At 54.6% G+C, this 19,736-nt stretch carries 20 protein-coding genes; 9 read left to right on the top strand and 11 right to left on the bottom strand.

Going from position 1 to position 19,736, the window contains the following annotated elements; genetic code table 11:
* The first annotated feature begins 63 nt into the window (after window positions 1–63).
* On the top strand, window positions 64–963 hold the full coding sequence (locus tag ACXAIA_RS18460; protein ID WP_475350639.1) for a LysR substrate-binding domain-containing protein: 900 nt from the start codon (window positions 64–66) through the stop codon (window positions 961–963).
* 54 nt (window positions 964–1,017) lie between these two features.
* Here ACXAIA_RS18460 and ACXAIA_RS18455 read toward each other — a convergent pair whose 3' ends face one another.
* Both ACXAIA_RS18455 and purB read right to left on the bottom strand, forming a co-directional pair.
* Window positions 1,018–1,638: a YbhB/YbcL family Raf kinase inhibitor-like protein gene (locus tag ACXAIA_RS18455; protein WP_475350638.1), complete on the bottom strand. Its 621-nt coding sequence runs from the start codon at window positions 1,636–1,638 to the stop codon at window positions 1,018–1,020.
* A gap of 210 nt (window positions 1,639–1,848) precedes the next feature.
* Window positions 1,849–3,159 carry an adenylosuccinate lyase gene (gene purB, locus ACXAIA_RS18450; protein ID WP_475350637.1) on the bottom strand — a complete coding sequence of 437 codons (1,311 nt, stop codon included), beginning with the start codon at window positions 3,157–3,159 and terminating at the stop codon, window positions 1,849–1,851.
* Window positions 3,160–3,450: 291 nt separating this feature from the next.
* On the opposite strand from purB, the gene ACXAIA_RS18445 reads away from it, so the two are divergent.
* Both ACXAIA_RS18445 and ACXAIA_RS18440 read left to right on the top strand, forming a co-directional pair.
* The gene (locus ACXAIA_RS18445) at window positions 3,451–5,211 is read left to right on the top strand and encodes an HD domain-containing phosphohydrolase (protein ID WP_475350636.1); all 1,761 of its coding nucleotides are present in this window, start codon (window positions 3,451–3,453) and stop codon (window positions 5,209–5,211) included.
* 127 nt (window positions 5,212–5,338) lie between these two features.
* Complete coding sequence (locus ACXAIA_RS18440; RefSeq protein WP_475350635.1) at window positions 5,339–6,184, top strand: MipA/OmpV family protein; 846 nt, start codon at window positions 5,339–5,341, stop codon at window positions 6,182–6,184.
* A gap of 12 nt (window positions 6,185–6,196) precedes the next feature.
* Here the strand turns inward: ACXAIA_RS18440 and radC are convergent, their stop codons facing one another.
* The 3 genes from radC to sfsA form a co-directional block, all read right to left on the bottom strand.
* Window positions 6,197–7,039, bottom strand: a complete 843-nt coding sequence (radC, locus tag ACXAIA_RS18435; protein WP_475350634.1) for a RadC family protein — start codon at window positions 7,037–7,039, stop codon at window positions 6,197–6,199.
* A 26-nt stretch (window positions 7,040–7,065) separates the two neighbouring features.
* The gene (gene map, locus ACXAIA_RS18430; RefSeq protein ID WP_475350633.1) at window positions 7,066–7,872 is read right to left on the bottom strand and encodes a type I methionyl aminopeptidase; all 807 of its coding nucleotides are present in this window, start codon (window positions 7,870–7,872) and stop codon (window positions 7,066–7,068) included.
* 110 nt (window positions 7,873–7,982) lie between these two features.
* A complete protein-coding gene (gene sfsA, locus ACXAIA_RS18425) occupies window positions 7,983–8,696 on the bottom strand; it encodes a DNA/RNA nuclease SfsA (RefSeq protein ID WP_475350632.1) in 714 nt (237 codons plus the stop codon).
* Between the two features lie 126 nt (window positions 8,697–8,822).
* On the opposite strand from sfsA, the gene ACXAIA_RS18420 reads away from it, so the two are divergent.
* Window positions 8,823–9,041: a DUF6500 family protein gene (locus tag ACXAIA_RS18420; protein ID WP_475350631.1), complete on the top strand. Its 219-nt coding sequence runs from the start codon at window positions 8,823–8,825 to the stop codon at window positions 9,039–9,041.
* A gap of 15 nt (window positions 9,042–9,056) precedes the next feature.
* Here the strand turns inward: ACXAIA_RS18420 and ACXAIA_RS18415 are convergent, their stop codons facing one another.
* From ACXAIA_RS18415 to ACXAIA_RS18405, 3 genes are all read right to left on the bottom strand, one after another.
* Window positions 9,057–9,956: a methyltransferase domain-containing protein gene (locus ACXAIA_RS18415; RefSeq protein ID WP_475350630.1), complete on the bottom strand. Its 900-nt coding sequence runs from the start codon at window positions 9,954–9,956 to the stop codon at window positions 9,057–9,059.
* 99 nt (window positions 9,957–10,055) lie between these two features.
* Complete coding sequence (locus tag ACXAIA_RS18410) at window positions 10,056–12,266, bottom strand: pyridoxamine 5'-phosphate oxidase family protein (RefSeq protein WP_475350629.1); 2,211 nt, start codon at window positions 12,264–12,266, stop codon at window positions 10,056–10,058.
* 26 nt (window positions 12,267–12,292) lie between these two features.
* Window positions 12,293–12,910, bottom strand: a complete 618-nt coding sequence (locus tag ACXAIA_RS18405; protein WP_288350533.1) for a glutathione S-transferase family protein — start codon at window positions 12,908–12,910, stop codon at window positions 12,293–12,295.
* Between the two features lie 133 nt (window positions 12,911–13,043).
* Between ACXAIA_RS18405 and ACXAIA_RS18400 the strand changes: the two genes are divergently transcribed.
* The 3 genes from ACXAIA_RS18400 to grxC all read left to right on the top strand — a co-directional run bounded on the left by ACXAIA_RS18400 (window position 13,044) and on the right by grxC (window position 15,169).
* Complete coding sequence (locus ACXAIA_RS18400; RefSeq protein ID WP_288350534.1) at window positions 13,044–13,958, top strand: LysR family transcriptional regulator; 915 nt, start codon at window positions 13,044–13,046, stop codon at window positions 13,956–13,958.
* A 60-nt stretch (window positions 13,959–14,018) separates the two neighbouring features.
* The gene (locus ACXAIA_RS18395; protein ID WP_475350628.1) at window positions 14,019–14,786 is read left to right on the top strand and encodes a ComF family protein; all 768 of its coding nucleotides are present in this window, start codon (window positions 14,019–14,021) and stop codon (window positions 14,784–14,786) included.
* A gap of 125 nt (window positions 14,787–14,911) precedes the next feature.
* Entirely contained in the window at window positions 14,912–15,169 is a 258-nt protein-coding gene (gene grxC / locus ACXAIA_RS18390) for a glutaredoxin 3 (RefSeq protein ID WP_475346777.1), read from the top strand.
* Window positions 15,170–15,244: 75 nt separating this feature from the next.
* Here the strand turns inward: grxC and ACXAIA_RS18385 are convergent, their stop codons facing one another.
* The gene (locus ACXAIA_RS18385; protein ID WP_475350627.1) at window positions 15,245–16,582 is read right to left on the bottom strand and encodes an NAD(P)H-dependent oxidoreductase; all 1,338 of its coding nucleotides are present in this window, start codon (window positions 16,580–16,582) and stop codon (window positions 15,245–15,247) included.
* 135 nt (window positions 16,583–16,717) lie between these two features.
* Window positions 16,718–17,377, bottom strand: a complete 660-nt coding sequence (locus ACXAIA_RS18380; RefSeq protein ID WP_475350626.1) for a GntR family transcriptional regulator — start codon at window positions 17,375–17,377, stop codon at window positions 16,718–16,720.
* Between the two features lie 237 nt (window positions 17,378–17,614).
* Between ACXAIA_RS18380 and ACXAIA_RS18375 the strand changes: the two genes are divergently transcribed.
* Window positions 17,615–18,439 (top strand): carbon-nitrogen hydrolase family protein, encoded by an 825-nt coding sequence (locus ACXAIA_RS18375; RefSeq protein WP_475350625.1) that lies wholly within the window; start codon window positions 17,615–17,617, stop codon window positions 18,437–18,439.
* A 19-nt stretch (window positions 18,440–18,458) separates the two neighbouring features.
* Here ACXAIA_RS18375 and ACXAIA_RS18370 read toward each other — a convergent pair whose 3' ends face one another.
* Window positions 18,459–18,842, bottom strand: a complete 384-nt coding sequence (locus ACXAIA_RS18370) for a VOC family protein (protein ID WP_475350624.1) — start codon at window positions 18,840–18,842, stop codon at window positions 18,459–18,461.
* A 224-nt stretch (window positions 18,843–19,066) separates the two neighbouring features.
* Between ACXAIA_RS18370 and ACXAIA_RS18365 the strand changes: the two genes are divergently transcribed.
* A complete protein-coding gene (locus ACXAIA_RS18365; RefSeq protein WP_475350623.1) occupies window positions 19,067–19,609 on the top strand; it encodes a YHS domain-containing (seleno)protein in 543 nt (180 codons plus the stop codon).
* The last annotated feature ends 127 nt before the right edge of the window (window positions 19,610–19,736 follow it).

The raw sequence follows: 19,736 nt of genomic DNA, 5'->3' as shown, positions 1-19,736 counted from the left end.
TCAGATTTCCCGGTAGATTTCACAAATCATAGTATCTGGCTTATGAAATAGAAAAAATACGTTATGGGATCCTATCCGCCGCTTAAATCACTGCCTGCGTTCGAGGCATCCATGCGATTGAAAAGCTTTGCGCTGGCGGCTGACGAACTCAATGTCACGCCCGGTGCGGTGGGGCAGCAGGTCCGCAAGCTTGAAGAATGGCTTGGGGTTGAGCTGTTTACGCGCGGGGTCCGGCAGATCACGCCAACCGCAGATGGTCTGGCCTATGCCGCGCGCATTGCCCCGGCCTTGCAGCAGATCCGCGATGCCAGCCATCATTTGCGCGATCAGTCAAATCACGCGGTGCGCTTTGTCATGCCGCCGAGCTTTGCGGCAAAATGGTTTTCCAAACGGATGTCACGTTTTTTGATCGCCCATCCGGAAACCACGTTGCATGTCGGGTCATCGTCCATTTTGCTTGATTTTGACCACGATCCGGTCGATCTGGCGGTGCGCTATTTCGATGGCAAGAATGAAAGCCTTGAAGCCGTGTTGCTTTATCAGGGGCAGGCAGCAGCCTTTTGCGCGCCGTCCTATCGCGACAAAATGGGGCTTGAGACGCCCGATGATCTTGTACGCGCGACCTTGCTTAATGACATCCTGCATGCGTGGTGGGAAAAATGGCTGGGCACATTTTCCGGGCTTTCAGAACCGGAAGTGCGCGGCATCAAGCGTGTGGAAATCGATCAGACATCCATGGCGATAGAAGCGGCCATTCACGAACAGGGTGTTGTTTTGGCCAATCCGTTACTGGCCGAAGAAGACATTGCCGAAGGCAAACTGGTCCACCTGTTTCCAGACCAGGTCGTGAAGGTGGCGTTGGGCTATTATCTGGTCTGGCCCAAGAATCGCGAGTTGCGTGCACCGGTCAGGCAATTTCGCGATTGGCTGTTAAGCGAGGCCAGCGAATTGGCCATTTCATAACAAACCCCGGCCGAGCATTGCTGGCCGGGGTTGAAAAAGCAGCGTGCCGTCAGATCAGAGATCACGGTTCATGGTGTAGGTGCCCATATAGCTGGCCTTATCGAGCACATGGCCTTCGATGGCGGCAAGGGCGTCCGGGCCGGTAAAGTTTTCCGGCAGCTCGATCTTGTCGGTATCAAGCGCATAGACCGTGAAATGATAGTGGTGAATGATCGAGTCATTCCAGGGCGGGCAGGGGCCGTCATAGTCGGCATAATTACCGCCCATATCCGCATCGCCCGCAAACCAGTCGGTATAGGAATTCAGGCCGGTTTCACCGTGTGCCTTAACACCCGCCGGTTTGCCTTTTGGTGTAATGCCGTTTGCGCCGACGCCTTCGGCAAAGCTTGTGGTCGAGGCCGGGATGTTGACCAGCACCCAGTGATAGAAATCAACACGTGGCAGGCTTGCCGGGACTTGTTTGCCTTCGATATTGACTTCTTCACCCGAGGACGGAACATCCGGGTCATGGCAGATCAGGGCAAATGATTTGGTGCCGGCCGGCACATCGGACCAGCTCATGGCCGGGCTGATATTATCGGATGTTTCAAACCGGCCTTCTGCCGGAATTTTACCAAATGCGAATTTGGCCGGGATCGGCGCACCGTCATCCCATCCTTCGATGCTCAGTTTCATTTTTTGTCCCTTTGTTGTGTGTGGCAGGCAGTCTTGCCCCATGAAATGTTGAGCAACATACGTGCCAGACATTCGGGCAAGTTTTCCTGTTTTCGATATAGGTCAGGAAAAAGAGGGCGCAATGTCAAAGGGATGAAAGAAGGACGTGTTTCGGCCAATAAAAAAGCCCCGGCCAGATGACCGGGGCTTTTGGCGTCATCCGTGTCTTGCTTAGTCGGCAAAGACGCGGGCAAAGATCGTGTCGACATGCTTGGTGTGGTAGCCAAGGTCAAACAGCGCTTCGAGCGTATCCATCGGGATTTTCGCAGTCACGTCTTCGTCGGTTTTCAGCAGCGACAGAAGATCGCCTTCGCGGTTCCAGACCTTCATCGCGTTGCGCTGAACGATCCGGTACGAATCTTCGCGCGAAACACCATGCTGGGTCAGGGTCAGCAGAACACGCTGCGAGAAGACCAGACCACCCATCTGATTGAGGATCTCGTCCATGCGTTCCGGATAGACGACAAGGTTTTCAACAACGTTGGTCAGGCGCATCAGCGCGAAATCGAGGGTTACGGTCGCGTCCGGGCCGATGTTGCGTTCGACCGAGCTGTGCGAAATGTCGCGCTCATGCCAAAGGGCAACGTTTTCCATTGCCGGGATCGCCATCGAGCGGACCAGGCGGGCAAGGCCGGTCAGGTTTTCGGTCAGGACCGGGTTGCGCTTGTGCGGCATTGCCGAGGAGCCTTTTTGCCCCTTGGAGAAGAATTCCTCAACTTCGCGTACTTCGGTGCGTTGCAGGTGGCGAATTTCGGTTGCCAGATGCTCGATCGACGATGCAATCACGCCAAGGGCTGCGAAATAGGCTGCATGACGGTCGCGCGGGATCACCTGGGTCGAAACCGGTTCCGGTTTCAGGCCAAGTTTGTCTGCAACATGTTCTTCAACGCTCGGATCGATGTTGGCGAATGTGCCAACTGCGCCGGAAATCGCGCAGGTCGCGATTTCATCGCGGGCAGCGGCAAGACGATCACGGTTACGTTTGAATTCCGCATAAAAGGTCGCAAGCTTCAGACCAAAGGTCACCGGCTCTGCGTGGATGCCGTGCGAACGGCCCATGCAGGGAACGTCTTTGGTTTCATAGGCGCGCTTTTTAAGCGAAGCCAGAAGCTTGTCCATGTCTTCAAGCAGGATGTCGGTTGCCTGGGCAAGCTGCACGTTAAAGCAGGTATCAAGAACGTCCGAGCTGGTCATGCCCTGATGGACAAAGCGGGCTTCTTCGCCAACCTGTTCGGCCAGTTCGGTCAGAAACGCGATCACATCGTGTTTGACTTCGGCTTCGACGGCATCAATGCGATCGATGCGGTCCTGAGTGTAGGGCTTGTCGCCTTTTTCCCAGACAAGCTTGGCTGAGTCTGCCGGGATAACACCCAGATCAGCCAGTTTGTCAGCAGCGTGGGCTTCGATTTCGAACCAGATACGGAACTTGTTCGCCGGTTCCCAGATGGATGTCATCTGCGGACGGGAATAACGGGGGATCATGCGGTCGCCTCCGGGCAATATGGTTGGGTGCCGGAAAAGGATCTCGATGATCGGAATGCGTAATCAATTGCACGATCACGGCGCCGGCACGCTTTCACGGGGTCGGATAGTCCATTCCGGGCAAATTGGCAACCCTGCAGACGGGTATGGCAGGATTGTGAGGTGATTTTACCCATCAAAAATCTCTGGCCTGTTAGAAAAATAGCAACGTATTAGCAATATACAGTGTAAACAGGAAGTACGTATCTGCGACGACGCGGTTGATCCGAATGCGAAGTGGATGGAATTTTTATGGCGCGTGAACGCGACGGGGCCAAAAATCATCAGAAAGATGTGAAACAGGTCCGCAAGACAGACGCAAACTATCTGGCGGAACTGGTGGAACTGGGGATCGCGCTTTCGGCATCGCAAGGCCGCGAAGAGCTGAACCAGAAAATCCTCATGGCCGCGCGCGACTTCACCAATGCGGATGGTGGCTCGCTTTATCTCGTGAACCGCGAAGAGAGCGAGCTTCATTTCCGCATCATGGTCAATGATACGCTTGATACGTTCTTTGTTTCCGGCCGCGAAAGCGAAAAACCGTTCCCGCCCTTGCCGCTTTATGATGAACAGGGCCGCCCGAACTACGCCAATATCGCGACCTATGTCGCGCTGACCGGCAAGTCAATCAATATTGATGATGCCTATAGTGCAGAGGGATTTGATTTTACCGGCACCCGGGCCTTTGATGCCAAAACGGGGTATCGATCCAAATCCTTCCTGACCGTGCCGCTTAAAAACACCAGTGGTGTGGTGCTTGGCGTCCTGCAGCTGATCAATGCGCGTGATAACGCGGGCAATGTCATTTCCTTTGACCCGACGATCGAGCCGATCATTACGGCACTGGCGAGCCAGGCCGCGGTGGCGATCGAAAACAGCCGCCTTCTGGTCGCACAGCGGGACCTGATGGAAAGTTTCGTACGTGTTCTTGGTCATGCGATTGATGCCAAATCCCCGCACACGGCGGGCCATTGTTCGCGGGTGCCGATCATTGCCCGCATGCTGGCCCAGGCGGCTGTCGATGACCGGAAGGGAACGTTTTCCAATTTCTACCTGACCGACATGGAATGGTACGAGCTTGATCTTTCGGCCTGGCTGCATGATTGCGGCAAGATCGTAACCCCCGATCATGTCATGGAAAAAGCCACCAAGCTTGAAACCATCCATAACCGCATCCACGAAGTCCGCACGCGCTTTGAAGTGCTCAGGCGCGATGCCGAGATCGAGATGCTCAAACGCAAGCTCGATGGCGAGGACGCCGATCAGTGCGAGGCCGATTTTGCCAAGCGCGTGACAGAACTTGAAACCCAGTTCGCCATGGTGGCCGATGCCAATATCGGTGATACGGAACTTGATACCGACACCATCTTTGCGCTGCATGACATCGCAGAGCAGAAATGGACGCGCTATTTTGACCGCACCATCGGTTTGTCCTGGGCCGAAAATCAACGTCTTGATGATGCCGAACTGGCGGAACTCCGGGCACCGGGAACCGAGAGCCTTCTGATGGATCGTGAGGCCGATATCTATGACGGCTTTAACCGCGGCGAGGTCTATAACCTCTCGATTCCGAACGGCACACTGACCTCTGAAGAACGTCAGGTGATCAACGACCATGTCGTCATTACCCAGGATATGCTCGCGCAATTACCATACCCCAAGGAACTGCAACGCATTCCCGCCATTGCCGGCAACCATCATGAAAAAATGGACGGGTCAGGCTATCCACGCGGTCTGACGGGGGATGATATGGGGATCCTCGAAAAGGTGATGGTGATCGCCGATATCTTCGAGGCCCTGACAGCGGTCGACCGCCCCTATAAGCGGCCCAAGACATTGTCTGAATGTATCTCGATCCTGGCTGACATGCGCGACAAGGGACAGATCGATAGTGACCTGTTCGAGTTGTTCCTGACCAGTGGCATGTATGAGGAATATGGTCGGAAATATCTGCGTGAAGATCAGTGTGATGACGTCGATATCGCGCAGTTCAGCTTTTCTGTGCGTGACTGAGAACGTCCGAATGCGCATTCGAACGCCCAATAAGCGGGCGCGAAGTTCGATCCTGTAGAGCCGGACGCTTGCGCCGCCGCTAAATGAGACTATCTCTGCATCCATCAAACCAAGGATGCTTAGGTATATGAATTTACGTCCCTTTTCCCACCTTCTTCTGAAATCCTCCGTTATTGCCATCACCTTAACCGCCGCCATTTCCGGGCAGGCATACGCCCAGACCGCAACGCCCGGTCAAAGAGAAATCATTCGCGAACAGGTCAATCCACAAACCGAGGATGCATTAAAGCCTTGGCTTGGCGGCAATTGGCAGCTCGGCGCCATCGGCCGGGTGAGCAGCAATCCCTATCGCGGGGCGGACAGTGTCGATCTTAGTGCGCTGCCTGTCCTGGCTTACGATGCTGAACGGCTTCATGTTGGTCTCGATGGTATTGATGCCAAAGTCTGGAAGAACGATTTTGCCAGTGTTTCCCTACTGGGCGGGCTTCGTATGGAGCCGTTTGATCCGGGGGACTCAAGCTATCTCAACGGGCTTGAAGAACGTGACATGGCGTTTGAGGCCGGTATTGGCGGATCTTTGCGTCTTTGGCGTGGGGAATTTCGGGCGAACTATCTGACCGATCTGAATGATGCTTATGGCGGGCATGAGATTGATGTCGGCTATTACCTGCCGACCAACTATGAAAAGTTCCGCTTTAATGTCGGCGGTGGCGTAACCTGGCAGAGCGAGGAACTGGTTGATTACAATGTCGGTGTCCGTCGCAATGAAGTGCGCAGCGATCGTGGGTTCTATGCCCCAGATGCGGCCTTTATCCCGCACCTTGATTTCAGCGTGACCTATCCGGTGACTGAACGGTTTGCCGTGGTCGGGACCAGTGGCGTTCGCTTTCTGCCCGATGAATATACCGACAGTTCGATCATCGAAGATGACTATGTTCTGAGTGCCGGTCTGGTGTTGGTTTATAACTTCTGAGCGGACAACTGGTTAAATCAGGCCAAGCGTCTTAAAGGAATTATATCCGGCCCGGCTGATGATGATGTGATCATGAACCGTGATTTCCATCGCCTTGGCGGCATCAACGATCTTGCGGGTCATGTCGATGTCACCCTTTGACGGGGTGGCATCGCCGCTTGGATGGTTATGCACCAGAATAAGGGCGGATGCGTGCAGTTCAAGCGCACGCTTGATGACCTCGCGCGGATAGACCGGCGTGTGATCGACCGTACCGCGTTGATGGCATTCATCGGCAATCAGCCGGTTCTTGCGATCAAGAAACAGCAGATGCAGTTCCTCGTTCTTCAGATGCCCGATCCGGGCCCGGCAATAGTCAATCAGCTGTTCCCAACTGGCGATCACCGGCAGTTCCATCGCGCGTTCACGCGACAGGTGCAATGCACTGGCCTCGGCGATCTTGATGGCGGCAATACCGGCTTCACCAAGGCCCTTGGCGGTTTTAAGCTCCTCAGGCCGCGCGGCCAGCACATTGGCAAAACTGCCAAACTGCGCGATTAGGGATTTTGCCAGTGGTTTGACGTCCCCACGCGGCATCGCCATGCACAGCATCAGCTCAAGCAATTCGTAATCGGCAAGGGCGGTGGCACCGCCCTTTATGAAGCGATCACGCAGCCGTTGGCGATGGCCGTGATAATGCGGTTTTGCAGGTTTGGCTTTTGGGGATAGGGGCGCGTCAGGTGTCGATACGGCGTTTGCGCCAGATGTGTGCGCGCTTCGGGCCTGATCGAAAAAGACCCGCGTGCCATCATCGATTTCAGACACGGTCTGCTGGGCAGGAGTGGAAGCAGCTTTGCGATCTTGTTTTTCGCTCAAATCTGCTTCCCCTTGTTGCGTGCCCGTTACTCGGCAGCCTTGCCAAGATCGTAGGGCGGCTTTTCCAGACCGGCGGGGGATCGGGTAAACACTTCAAACCCGTTTTCCGTCACGCCGAGCGAATGTTCAAACTGTGCAGACAGTTTGCGGTCTCGCGTCACGGCTGTCCAGCCATCGGGCAAAATTTTACACGCATAGGTTCCCTGATTGATCATCGGCTCAATCGTAAAGATCATGCCCGGTTCCAGAACGATACCTTCGCCCGGCTTGCCGTAATGCAAGACATTCGGCGCATCATGGAACACCTGACCAAGCCCGTGACCACAGAAATCACGCACAACCGAAAAACGCTCGCTTTCGGCATAGGACTGAATGGCATGGCCGATATCGCCAAGGGTCGCACCCGGCTTGACGGCATTGATGCCGCGCCAAAGCGACTCATAAGTCACATCAACAAGACGCTGCGCCATGACTTTCGGCGTGCCTGCGATATACATGCGCGATGTATCGCCATACCAGCCATCAAGAATGACCGTGACATCGATATTCATGATGTCGCCATTGGCCAGTTTCTTGTCACCGGGAATGCCGTGGCAGACCACATGGTTGATGGACGTGCAGGTGGATTTCGGAAAACCGCGATAGCCAAGGCAGGCCGAAATCGCATTGTGATCTCGGATATATTCATCACACAGGCGATCAAGCTCACCGGTGGTGACGCCCGGAACCACATGCGGGGTAATCATATCAAGCACTTCTGCTGCCAGCTTGCCAGCGGCGCGCATGCCTTCAAATGCTTCGGGGCCGTGAATTTTGACTGTTCCGTTCGCCACCCGAAAATCTCCTTAAACTCGGCTAGGTATATAACTGTTTTATAGCCCAATGACATAAAGCCACCGGCCATGATTGGCAAGGATTGGCTGATATGCGCGGGGTTTGATGCTTATAATCCGGTGATGGGTAATGCGTCGCGCACCGTCACCGCACTGGTATCAATCGCGCAGTCATAGGCAATGGCCTCAACCCCGTTGTCACGCGCCGCCTTGAACCGTTCGCCGTAATGCGGATCGATGTCGGTGGCCAAGGTAAAGCGGTCACAATCGGTGCGCTGGATCAGATAAAACATCACCGCCCGATGGCCTTCGGCGACCATATCGGCCATTTCATCAAGGTGCTTTGCCCCGCGTGCGGTGACAGCATCGGGGAATTCGGCAAGGCCGGGGACATCTTCATCACGTTTGAGATGGACGTTTTTGACCTCGACATAACAAAGGCCGCGCTCGGGATCAGACAGCAGGATATCAATCCGCGAGTTCTTGCCGTATTTGACTTCGCGCTTGAGGTTTTCATAACCCCCGAGTTCCGGGACTTTGCCGGCAAGGATGGCTTCTTCGACAATCGCGTTAGGGTGCGCGGTATTGATACCGATCCAGGCATCCCCGATCTGGCAAAGCTCCCAACTGTATTTCAGTTTGCGTTTCGGGTTGTCGGACTGCGACAGCCAGACATCAATGCCGGGCTCCTTAAGCCCGATCATGCCGCCCGGATTGGCGCAATGGGCTGTGATCACCTCGCCACTATCAAGTTCGACATCGGCCAGAAACCGTTTGTAACGCTTGATCAGCTTGCCGTGGATCAGCGGGCTTGGGAGATGCATCTGGGGTCCTTCGCAAATCTGTCCTGACAGAAACTGTCATGTGAGGGGCGGTATCAGGCTGCCAATTTTGCGGCAAACCGGTCATACATCAACCCCTTGAAGCCATAAGCCTTTCACGGAGCCATCATGCGTCAAAGCTTGCGCGAAAAAATCATTGCTGTTTGTGATCGGAAAATCGCGCAAAAGGGGCCGGAAGTTGGCCTGTCCTTCTATGCATTCTTTGCCAATCGCAATGATGATCCGGATACCTTGATGGAGGCCGCAACATGGTGGATCAAGACCCACGAACTTGATCACTTTGAAAAGGCGACCAAGATCCGCGATATGGCGTCGGCTGGGAAATGATCCTGTGATCTGGCGTTACTGCTTCTTCGCGTCATCACCCAGGAAATCAACCAGACTGACCTGCCCTGATCCACGACGCAGCGGTTGGGGTTGGCTTTCATCCGGGGCCCAGGCAGTCAGATAGATCACCTGAAACTTGGCATGGATGCGGCCATCTGCGCGCGCGTGGCGTTCGTGATAGATGGCGGCAGCGCGGGCAAGGGTGCTGCGTTTGGTGAATTTCTTGGACCGTTTGGCAATCAGGTTGCTTTCACCCATTCCCGAAAGGTCGCGCATCAGTTTCAGCGCATCGGGATAGTCGATATAGATATCATCGGCATCGACCACCGGCAGGGCAAAACCACTGCGTTGCAGAAGCGACCCGGCATCCTTCACATCGACAAACGGGGATACGCGCGGCGAGACACCGCCTTCTTCTTCGGCCTCTGCTGTCATAAGCGCCTCGCGCAGATCCTTGAGCGTTTCGCCGCCGAGCAGGCAGGCAAGGAACAACCCATCGGGTTTCAACGCACGGCGCGCCTGAAGCAACATGCCGGGCAGATCATTGACCCAATGGAGTGACAGGTTTGAGATGATCAGATCAAGCGACCCTTCGGCAAAGGGCAGGAATTCCTCGTCGGCGACAAGGGTGCCCTTGGCGTTATTGGCCCGTGCAGCTGTAGCATAACCGCTTGAAATATCGCTCTGATAAATGGTTTCAATGCCGCCGCGTTGGCCAATGATCTGGCCAAGCTCCCCGCTATGGCAGCCAAGATCGACGGCGAGCGGGAATTTGCGGGTGGTGTCATCAAGGCGATCGGCAAGGCGTTCGGCCGTTTCGGCAAACAGGAAGTTATAGTCCTGCGCCTTGGTTGCCGCGCGGTCGCGGCGCAGTTTCAGGATGTCTCGATCAAAGACAGTGATCGGATCGGCCATGGGGCGGGAAGCTCCGGCTAAAATCATTGTAATAGGTTCTGACACTAGATAGAGCTTTGATCCCGCTGCTGCAATCGAAGAACCGCAAATCTGATCAGCCTATATGGAGAGAACCAAAGGTGTGTGTCTCCCATCTTCCGGCTCTGCCGGTACGGCACAACAGATTAAAGCTTCGTCCACGCCAACATTTGCGCTTGGCCGGTTTTTATAGGTTACGCTACCTTGGGTGACTTTGGTTCGGCATGTGCCGCAGCTTCCGCCGCGACAGCTTGCTTCAGGTGCAAGGCCCGCATCCTCGGCGAGTTCAAGCAAAGTCTTGTTTGCATCCGGTTGCCAAACTGCGGAGGTTCTTGATTGCGTGAACTCGACCGATACTGGCTTCGTACTGGCAACCGGCAGATCGGGCAGGCCATCGTCGCGATAGGGTGTGCGTGTCAGTGAGGCCGGGCCAAATGCCTCTGCGTGAATGCGGTTGTCGGCGATGTTTAAACCACGAAGGCCGTCATAAATGCCTTGCATAAAAGGCGGCGGACCACACAGGTAAAAATCGAAATCGTCAAACGGCAATACCGACCGCAACAAGTTCATGTCGATAAAGCCGGATGCGTCGTAATCCTTGCGCGGTGTCGCGCCATTGGTGTCGTGAAGAACACGGATGAGGCGAATGTTTCCTTGTGCCGCGTTAACGAGTTCTGTGATTTCATCATCAAAAGCACGGTCAGAAATGTTGCGGGCAGTATAAAACAGCCAGATTGCGCGAAAATGACGTGTGCGCAACCCCTCATAAACAGCGTGACGTATCATGGATATCATGGGTGTGATACCAATGCCGCCAGCCATTAAAACCACTGGTCGTTCTATCGCTATTTTTAGGAAAAAGTCGCCGGAAGGAGCGCCTGTCTCGATTGTATCGCCAATATTCAGTTTGTCATGCAGATGGCTTGATACTGCACCTTCGCGTTTCACGCTTATACGATATTTCTCATCAGATGGAGAGCTTGAAAGCGTATAGGTTCGCAACAATGGTTTGTCATGACCCTGCGGGTTGACCCGGATTGGCAGATGCTGGCCGGGCTGAAAGGACAGAGTGCCGTCCTGATCTGCAGGTTCCAGATGAAAGGACCGGATCAGATGGTTTTCCTGCGAGATTTGCGCAATTCGAAAACAACGCCAGGCATTTCCAGCTTTACCGGCGGATAGCCTCTTTTCGGCACTTTCCCAATCACCGGTCAGAAGGCTGTTGGGGGATATGCTGTTTTCTGTTGTATGCCAACGAATCGGCAACGCAGATTCCCGCCAGACCATTTTGCGTGGGAAAACCCGCCATAAGCGTTCTGCCCCCAAAAAGGCATCAATTTCCGGGCCTTCGGTGATGACTTCTGCATCACCGGTTAGTTGTAGCAGATCACCATTGGCAAAATCGGCAAAGACCAACCCGGCCTTTGGGTTGGATAGAATGTTGCCCAATGTGTTGAAAAACAGGTTGCCTGCAAAATCGGGAATGGTCAGTGTTCCCTGGGAATCAAGCCGGACAAAGCCCGGTTTTCCGCCACGATGGGATACGTCGATTTCGCGGGTTTTGCCATCACGGTCCACAAAGGTCGCGACGAAAAAAGTATCGGCCTTTGCGATCATATCGCGTGCCCGCGTCGTTAATTCCGTCGATGTTTCAGGATGCAACGATGGAACCGTAAAGGGATCGCCAACAAATTTAAAATTTCGCCGCCGGATATATTGCGGGCAATTGCCAAAACTGTGCCCGACGCGAATTGCAAACTGGTCATCTGATTGACGTATAATTTTGCCATTCAACCGGTTGCGCCGTCGTGTGTGTAACTCGATCCCGATCATACCAATGGCCTGACCATCTTCCATGCCGCTATTTGCCGGGTCGCTTGAGTCGCGGGGAAGTTTGACAATCAGGTGATTTGGGTCCTCTGAAATCAGAAAGCCGGGATGATTGGCGCGCAATGTTGCCCAGACATCATCATTTTCATCCACCGTGCCAAATACGGCAAAGGGAAGTTGTGGATAAAACTGACGATGTTGTTCGATCAGGTGATTACGGAATACGCGTTTTCCGACATCCACCATTTCTTCTCGCACACCGGCCAGTTCCTGCATACGGATTTCGCCCTGGTGCCAGGGGCCTTCCTCGTTATCTTCTGACGCAAATGTGGATGATGTTATGACGGGCGTGTTCATTTTGGGCCTGCTTAGCATAAAAATTCTGATGGGCCGGTCTGTGTGGTTTGCAAAGGTCGCGAAAAGGGTGAAATGACGTAAATGACCGGCCCAATCCATCATCATGGTCTGTCACAATTCGTGATGGTGTGTCATGAAGCGACGCGAAGTCCGGCGTTCGTCTGTTCAAACGGTACAAAACCCGGTAATGCCTCGATGCGAGTCAACCAGCGGCGTACATTCGCATACGCGGAAAGGTCGACATTACCTTCTGGCGCGTTAGCGATATAGCTGTAAAGCGCGATATCGGCGACAGTCGGGTGTGCAAGTGCGATCCAGTCATTCGCCGACAGTCGATCCTCGATCAATTTTAGGATGCCATGTGCACGCTCGATCACTTCGTCTGCATCAAATGGAACATCGAATACCGTTAGAAGACGTGCAGCGCAGGGACCATAAGCGATCTGACCCGCTGCGACCGAAAGCCACTGCTGAACTTTTGCCGCATCTTCGGGGGTTTCAGGAAGCCATTCGGTGGCCCCGACTTTTTTTGCAGCATAAACCATGATCGCGATGGAATCAGAGATGACAAAATCCCCGTCTTCAAGAACAGGAACCTGACCGAATGGGTTCAGTTTAAGAAATTCAGGGGATCTATTTGCGCCATTGGCAAAATCGACATTGATGATCTCGTGATCAATGCCAAGAAGGCTCAGGAACAAATGAGCGCGATGGGCGTGTCCGGAAAGTGAAAAATAATGCAGTTTCATTAAGACGTCCTCCGTTTGGGGCGTTCAAATGGGATGAACGCGACGATGTAGTATGATTGTTTCTGTTTGGGGATAGAATTATCTTTATTTGGAATTTACTATTCCACTAAATGGAATGGCTAAGGGCTGTGTGATGGATCGTTTTCAGGCGATGAATGTCTTTGTGCATGTGGTCGAAGCACGCAGCTTTGCCGCTGCAGCCCGGGAGTTGCGACAAAGTCCACCAGCTGTCACAAGGGCCGTTGCCTTTCTTGAGGACATGATAGGCGCGCGGCTTTTAATCCGTACAACCCGGTCTGTGACACTGACGGAAACCGGTGCGCGCTATTACACTGACTGCAAGCGGCTGCTTGCCGATCTGCAGGAAGCCGAAGCTGCAGCAGGTGGGGCTTATGCCAAGCCAAGCGGAATGCTGACCATCACCGCACCGGTTCAGTTCGGGCAGATGCATGTCGCACCAGTTGTTGGTCAGTATCTGGATCAATATCCTGACATACGCGCACGTCTTCTGCTTTTTGATCGTTTCGTCAATATCGCAGAAGAGGGCATCGACCTTGCCGTGCGAATTGGCCACCTTTCTGACTCATCGCTCACCGCGATCAAGGTCGGGCAGGTGCAACCGCTTGTTTGTGCGTCACCGGTTTATCTGGTGGATCAGGGCTGGCCGAAAACGCCCGCTGATTTATCTGATCACAAAATCATATCGACAACCGGTTCCTCTGCACGGCTTGACTGGCAATTCAAGCCGACACGTGCAGGAGGCAAGATGGTGCAGTTTTCGCCAAATGCCCGCTGGGAAACCAATTCGATTGAGGCCGCACGTAATGCGGCCATTGATGGTTGGGGGATTACCCGCATTCTATCCTATCAGGCAGCCCCCCATATTGCGTCGGGTCAGCTTTGCTCCGTGCTTGATGATTATGCCCCCGACCCGGTGCCGGTGCATCTGGTCTATCCAGAAGGCAAAACGGCCCCGGCGAAGGTGAGATGCTTTGTCGATCTTGCCGTTGCGGAGTTGAGGTCGAATGTGTTGTTTGATTCCCGCTAATTCAATCCTTGCGTGTGTTATGGTGTGCCTTCCTTGAGGTGATCGTGGGTCGTATTGCAGATGATCGAATGGGTGCGCACTGTTGCAAGTATTGGCATCAACGCCATTCTGCCGCCGCGTTGCGGGGGGTGTGGCGATGTGACCGATACGACCCATGCGGTCTGTGCGGATTGCTGGGCGGGGTTAAGATTTATCTCTGCCCCGCAATGTGCCTGTTGCGGCTATCCGTTCGAGTTTGATGATAGGGCTAACACACTCGGTAATTCCCAAGAAGCCGGACAGATGCTGTGTGGCAATTGCCTGCAAAGGAAACCGGCCTTTGATCAGGCCCGTGCCGCCCTGGTTTATGATGATCACAGCCGGGATTATCTTTTGCGGTTCAAGCATGCCGATCGTGGTGATCTGACGCCGCTTTTGGCGCGCTGGCTATATCAGGCCGGCGCAGGCATTTGGGATCAGGCCGATCTGATCGTGCCGGTGCCGTTGCATCGCAAACGGTTGCTCAAACGGCGCTATAACCAGTCGGGGCTTCTGGCGGCAAAGCTTGCGCGCATGACCGGTGTGCCATGGGACGGGCTTGTTTTGAGGCGGGCCCGTAATACTCGAAGTCTTGGCGGGCTTGGCCCATCTTCACGCAAGCGCGAAGTTGGCGGGGCGTTTGACGTGGATGAACTGCGTGCCATCAAATGCAACCTTGCCGGAGCGCGGGTTGTGTTGATCGATGATGTGCTGACAACCGGGGCAACGGCCAATGCCTGTGTCCGGGCGTTGAAGCGTTCAGGCGCCATGCACGTATCTGTGATCACAGTTGCACGTGTCGTGCGATGACGCGCTGCAAGATTTCTGTTATACAGCCTTCATCTAAGTGAAATTCCGCACCGTATTAAGCGCAGAAAACCCGATAATCCGGGGCATTAGCGATGATCGGTTGCCCAAGAAAGGATGTATGCCACATGGCAAAAGTTGAAGTGTATGCCACCGAATGGTGCCCGTATTGCAAGCGTGCGCGCAAGCTGCTGGAAGAAAAGGGTGCCAAATACCAGCTGATCGACGTGATGATGGAACCGCGTCGTAAAAAGGAAATGATGGATCGCGCCAACGGCAAACACACCGTGCCGCAGATCTTCATCAATGACGAACATATTGGCGGCTGTGACGAGCTGATGGCGCTCGAAGCGGCGGACAAGCTTGAAGGCAAGCTTTCTGCCTGATCGCATAATGGCGATTGACATACAAAACCCCGGCCAATCTGGCCGGGGTTTTTCTTTGGTCTGATGATTTGGGGATCAACTGAAGGTGGCTTCCATTTCCTTGCGAAAGGCAATTGCCGGGTCCTTGATATCAAACTCGACATCATCCCAGGTGAGCGTCTGATCCATCGCCACCGGACGCTTGATCTTGAGGTGATGGGCAAGCCCGATCGGCAATGCATTGTTCGCCTTGGAGGTCTGGGCCGGGGTCAGTTTGCCATAGACCGTATAGCCACCTTCACCATCGAGCATTTCACCGGCTTTGAGATCACGCTTGGCCGTCGCAACCGCATCCCCCGACCACGCGCGTGACGTACCGGTGGCTTCTCCGCGAAGGGCGGCGGATGCGACCGAAATGCCAAGCTCCAGCCCGATCAGGTGATAGGGCTTGTACATGGTGGAATATTGACCGCTTGGATCGGTCAGCAGGCCATATTCATTAAAGCAGCGCGCGACATAGTCGCTGGGGGCCTCAAACGTCACGTAAACGCCCCAGCGCAGATCGCGATACACCGGGCGGGTATCACGTTCAAGGCTTGAAACCACCTCGACCGTGCCCTTGCGATCAAGGATCCCACCACTTTCACGTGGGCACAAAAGACGCGGTAAATCATCCACCCCGCAGGCCGGAAATTGCAGGCCGCAATCCTGCGGCACCAGATCGCAGGCATTCGACACAGCTGCCATTTCGATGGCGGATTTGGTGCCATCAAGGAAGCTGTTGAAAATCTGCGGGTTCATGCCGCCCGCCTGGGCCTGTTCAGGTGTCAGGCCATAGTGATGCCAGACGTCATCGGGTGTGACATGATGGTAAATCGGAAGGTATTTCGTGCCCTTGCCAGCACAGGTCACAGGCAAACCGATTGCACGTGCCCAATCAACCATTTCCGAAATCAAAGCCGGTTGATCGCCATAAGCCATGGAATAGACAAGACCGGCGGCCTCGGCCCGTTTGGCAAGCAGGGGACCGGCAAGAACATCGGCCTCGACATTGACCATGACGATGTGGCGACCATGTTCGATAGCCTTAAGGCCAAAGCGAATGCCGGCTGCGGGGCTTCCGGTGGCATCAATGATGACTTCAAGCCCGTCAGCGGCAATCAGTGCATCGGCATCCTCGGTAATCCAGGTGGTGCCATCGCGATAGGCCGATGCGCTGTCCTTTGCGGCAAACTGATCATCAGACCAGCCCACACGGCGCAAGGCCGTCTTGGCGCGGTCAATACTCAGATCGGCAATGCCCAGAACGTGATAGCCTGGATGATGCCCGGCCTGACTTAAAAACATCGAGCCGAATTTGCCGGCACCGATGATGCCAACCCGCACGGGGTTGCCATCATCAGCGCGCTGGCGCAGCTTTGTATCAAGGTTCATTGGAATTCCTCCCGGACAGGAATTTTATCGTTCTTTTATGGTTCCGCCTTTTGTGCCCACGTTGGAGCGTTGGCAGTTGGTATCGTTATAGCAGATTTGGTGGTGCGAGGGGCTGTTGGTGGCAGCGAGGGGAGGTCAGCTTGGCTTTTCCATGCAGGAAATCAGACGATCACGTGCATTGCGCCCATGATCACGCGCCAGTTTCTCGGCAAGAGGACCATCGCCGACACAGATTGCATCGGCGATGGCCTGATGTTCGGTCCAGATCGGATCACGGGGGTAACCGATCTGGAGATAGGCATGCATCACGCGTCTGATCTGAAGCCAGACTGCAGCGGATGCTTCGGGCAATAGGGGGTTGCCCGACAAACGGTAGATCGTTTGATGAAATGCGACGTCGGCTGCAACAAGTTCTGCGGTGTCGCCGCTGCCCAGAGCGTGGTGTCCCTGTTGGATGGCAGCCCGCAAAGCCGATTCCCGATCCGATGCCATGGATTCTGCTGCAAGACGGGCGGCAAGCCCGTCAAACGCTTCTCGCAGGTCATAAACGTGACGCACCAGATCACCGTCCACAGGTGCGACGCGATATCCGCGTCGACCCATCGGTTCAACCAGTCCGTCACGACGCAGCAGCCCCAGAGCTTGCAACACGGGTTGCCGCGAGACATTGAGTTCCTCGGCAAGGGCTTCCTGACGCAATGGCGTTCCGGGAGGGAGAGCACCAGAACACAAGGCATCAACCAGGCGGTCATGCACTTCGTCAGTCAGACTTTTTCGGCCGGAAAGAGGTTCCATCTTCGATCCTCGTTAGGTGTACGGAATACTGTATGCACTAATTTCCGGTTTGGAAAGAATTGAATCAGGATCGGAAACGCTCGCATCGTGATCTTTGGGTTTTGATGGGGGCAGGGGAATGCAACCAAGGCCGTGCATCCCTTGATAAATCGCGCGTCGCTATCCCAATTGTCTATTGCCGGGGCGGGATGTCGTGCCCATCATGACAATGGATAACGATAAAAAGGAGACTGCGTCATGACCCGTTTCATTGCGGCCTGTGTTCAGGTCAATTCGCGCGATGTGATGTCTGATAACCTTGCGCGTGCGGCGACCTATGCCCGCGATGCGCGTGCTGCCGGGGCCAGACTGATCGCCTTTCCCGAAAACGTGTCGATGATGTCGTTTGGCGGATCCAATGTCCGAGCCGCCGCCTTTCCCGAGGATGAGCATCCCGGTCTGGTTTTCTTCTGCGATCTGGCAGAGGAGCTGAAAGCTACCCTGATTGTCGGGTCGTTGCATGTCAAAGTGCCGGGTGAGGACCGGGTGGCGAACCGCTGCTTCGTGATTGGCTCGGATGGCAAGGTCATTACATCCTATGACAAGATCCATATGTTTGATGTCGATCTTGCCAATGGCGAAAGCTACCGCGAAAGCAAGACCTTCCGACCCGGCGATAGCGCCCGCCTGGCCGAGACCGAATTTGGCAAGGTCGGGGTGTCGATTTGCTATGACGTGCGTTTCCCGCATCTGTTTCGCGATTACGCCAAGGCCGGTGCGCAGATGCTCAGCATCCCGGCTGCCTTTACCCGCACAACCGGGCAGGCGCATTGGCATACGCTTTTGAAAGCGCGCGCGATTGAAAATGGTTGTTTTGTGATTGCGGCTGCCCAGTGCGGTGATCATCCCGGCGATCGCCAGACCTTTGGCCATTCGCTGATCATTGATCCGTGGGGGCAGGTTCTGGCCGATGGTGGCACCGATCCGGGTTTTGTTACCGCCGAGATTGATCTCGCGCGTGTTGATGAAATCCGCCGGATGGTGCCATCTCTTGGCAATGATCGGGAATATAAACCCTGCTAAACCGGTTTAGTCGAAGTGGTCAGGCGTAACTGACCACTTCGAATTCGATGTCATTTTCATCCCGGAAATAGAACCGGCGGCCGGGCTCGTAATCGGCATGGTTAAAGGTCTTGATGCCGTCCGTCTTGATGCGTTCCTCGGTCGCGTCCAAATCCTCAACGACAATGCCGAGATGGTTCAGCCCGCCAATCGTGGCATAGGAATTTTCCTGCCCGTTCTTGGGCGTGCCAAGGGCATAAATTGCGACATAGCTGTCATCATTGCCGACATGATAGGTCAGCCCGTCATGAATGGCCGGGCCCTGCCAGCGGATATGCCAGCCAAACCATTTGCAAAGGTTGGCAGCGGTTTTGACCGGATCTGCGACCGTGAAATTCACATGTTCGAGAAATGCAGCACTCATGGCGTTTCCTTGTTCTTGTGGATTTGTCTCTAGTTTCCCTTCGTCGTAATTCCTCAACAATGGTTAAGGTCAAGGGCCAATTCCCTTTGCTTCATATAGGAAGCATGATGGTGTTTGTCGCATCCTCACGCGTGCTCACGAAACAGTGTCGCAACGTCATTTCGCTTTTTGAGCTTGTCCGGGCACAGTTGGGGCATCAGGGATTTTCAACCGGAGAACCAAGGATGATGTTCAAGCAGTTTTTAATCGGATCAGCGGTTTTGTTCGGCCTTTCGGGTGCTGCGATTGCTGGCGAGCAATATGTTGATGAAACCGGCTATGCCATCAGCGGATATGATGCGGTCGCCTATTTCAGTCTGGCGCAAAAGGATGTCGGCATGACCCAACCCCACGCCGTTCCGGGCCGCGCAGATATCACAGCAGACTATAACGGCGCGACCTGGGCATTCGCGTCCGAGGAAAACCGCGACATGTTTCTGGCCGACCCGGCCAAATATGCACCGGCCTATGACGGGCACTGCGCATACGGCATCGCCAAGGGCGGTAAGGTGCCTGCCAACCCGAACCTTTGGCGGATTGTCGATGGGCAGCTTTATCTGAACATCACGCCAGCCGTGGTCGGCTTCTGGAATGAAGATATCGACGGATTTATCGATACCGCCGAAGGCAACTGGACGGGACTCGAAGCCAAGTCGGCATCAGATAAGAGCTGGATGGCGATTAACGATAATGACGGCACCTATGACATGGCAGCCCCGCTCAAATAAGACATTCTGCGCCCCAACGAAGCACCCCGGTCAGGTTAACCTGCCGGGGTGTTTGCGTGTCGGGGGTATCTTGCGTTGACGATCAGGTTTTCCCTGCGTCACAGCCACTTATGTTCATTTGAACATC

The sequence above is a fragment of the Thalassospira sp. ABL2_045 genome, assembly GCF_056161285.1.
This window is presented reverse-complemented; position numbering and strand designations above follow the sequence as displayed.

What these genes read in the sequence shown, in the direction of transcription:
- ACXAIA_RS18395 (WP_475350628.1), top strand. Translation starts at nt 14,019, where the DNA reads ATGATCGAATGGGTGCGCACTGTTGCAAGTATTGGCATCAACGCCATT.
- ACXAIA_RS18410 (WP_475350629.1), bottom strand. Translation starts at nt 12,266, where the DNA reads ATGATGATGGATTGGGCCGGTCATTTACGTCATTTCACCCTTTTCGCG.
- ACXAIA_RS18380 (WP_475350626.1), bottom strand. Translation starts at nt 17,377, where the DNA reads ATGGAACCTCTTTCCGGCCGAAAAAGTCTGACTGACGAAGTGCATGAC.
- ACXAIA_RS18405 (WP_288350533.1), bottom strand. Translation starts at nt 12,910, where the DNA reads ATGAAACTGCATTATTTTTCACTTTCCGGACACGCCCATCGCGCTCAT.
- ACXAIA_RS18365 (WP_475350623.1), top strand. Translation starts at nt 19,067, where the DNA reads ATGATGTTCAAGCAGTTTTTAATCGGATCAGCGGTTTTGTTCGGCCTT.
- ACXAIA_RS18375 (WP_475350625.1), top strand. Translation starts at nt 17,615, where the DNA reads ATGACCCGTTTCATTGCGGCCTGTGTTCAGGTCAATTCGCGCGATGTG.
- grxC (WP_475346777.1), top strand. Translation starts at nt 14,912, where the DNA reads ATGGCAAAAGTTGAAGTGTATGCCACCGAATGGTGCCCGTATTGCAAG.
- ACXAIA_RS18445 (WP_475350636.1), top strand. Translation starts at nt 3,451, where the DNA reads ATGGCGCGTGAACGCGACGGGGCCAAAAATCATCAGAAAGATGTGAAA.
- ACXAIA_RS18370 (WP_475350624.1), bottom strand. Translation starts at nt 18,842, where the DNA reads ATGAGTGCTGCATTTCTCGAACATGTGAATTTCACGGTCGCAGATCCG.
- ACXAIA_RS18440 (WP_475350635.1), top strand. Translation starts at nt 5,339, where the DNA reads ATGAATTTACGTCCCTTTTCCCACCTTCTTCTGAAATCCTCCGTTATT.
- ACXAIA_RS18400 (WP_288350534.1), top strand. Translation starts at nt 13,044, where the DNA reads ATGGATCGTTTTCAGGCGATGAATGTCTTTGTGCATGTGGTCGAAGCA.
- purB (WP_475350637.1), bottom strand. Translation starts at nt 3,159, where the DNA reads ATGATCCCCCGTTATTCCCGTCCGCAGATGACATCCATCTGGGAACCG.
- ACXAIA_RS18420 (WP_475350631.1), top strand. Translation starts at nt 8,823, where the DNA reads ATGCGTCAAAGCTTGCGCGAAAAAATCATTGCTGTTTGTGATCGGAAA.
- ACXAIA_RS18455 (WP_475350638.1), bottom strand. Translation starts at nt 1,638, where the DNA reads ATGAAACTGAGCATCGAAGGATGGGATGACGGTGCGCCGATCCCGGCC.
- ACXAIA_RS18415 (WP_475350630.1), bottom strand. Translation starts at nt 9,956, where the DNA reads ATGGCCGATCCGATCACTGTCTTTGATCGAGACATCCTGAAACTGCGC.
- ACXAIA_RS18385 (WP_475350627.1), bottom strand. Translation starts at nt 16,582, where the DNA reads ATGAACCTTGATACAAAGCTGCGCCAGCGCGCTGATGATGGCAACCCC.
- sfsA (WP_475350632.1), bottom strand. Translation starts at nt 8,696, where the DNA reads ATGCATCTCCCAAGCCCGCTGATCCACGGCAAGCTGATCAAGCGTTAC.
- ACXAIA_RS18460 (WP_475350639.1), top strand. Translation starts at nt 64, where the DNA reads ATGGGATCCTATCCGCCGCTTAAATCACTGCCTGCGTTCGAGGCATCC.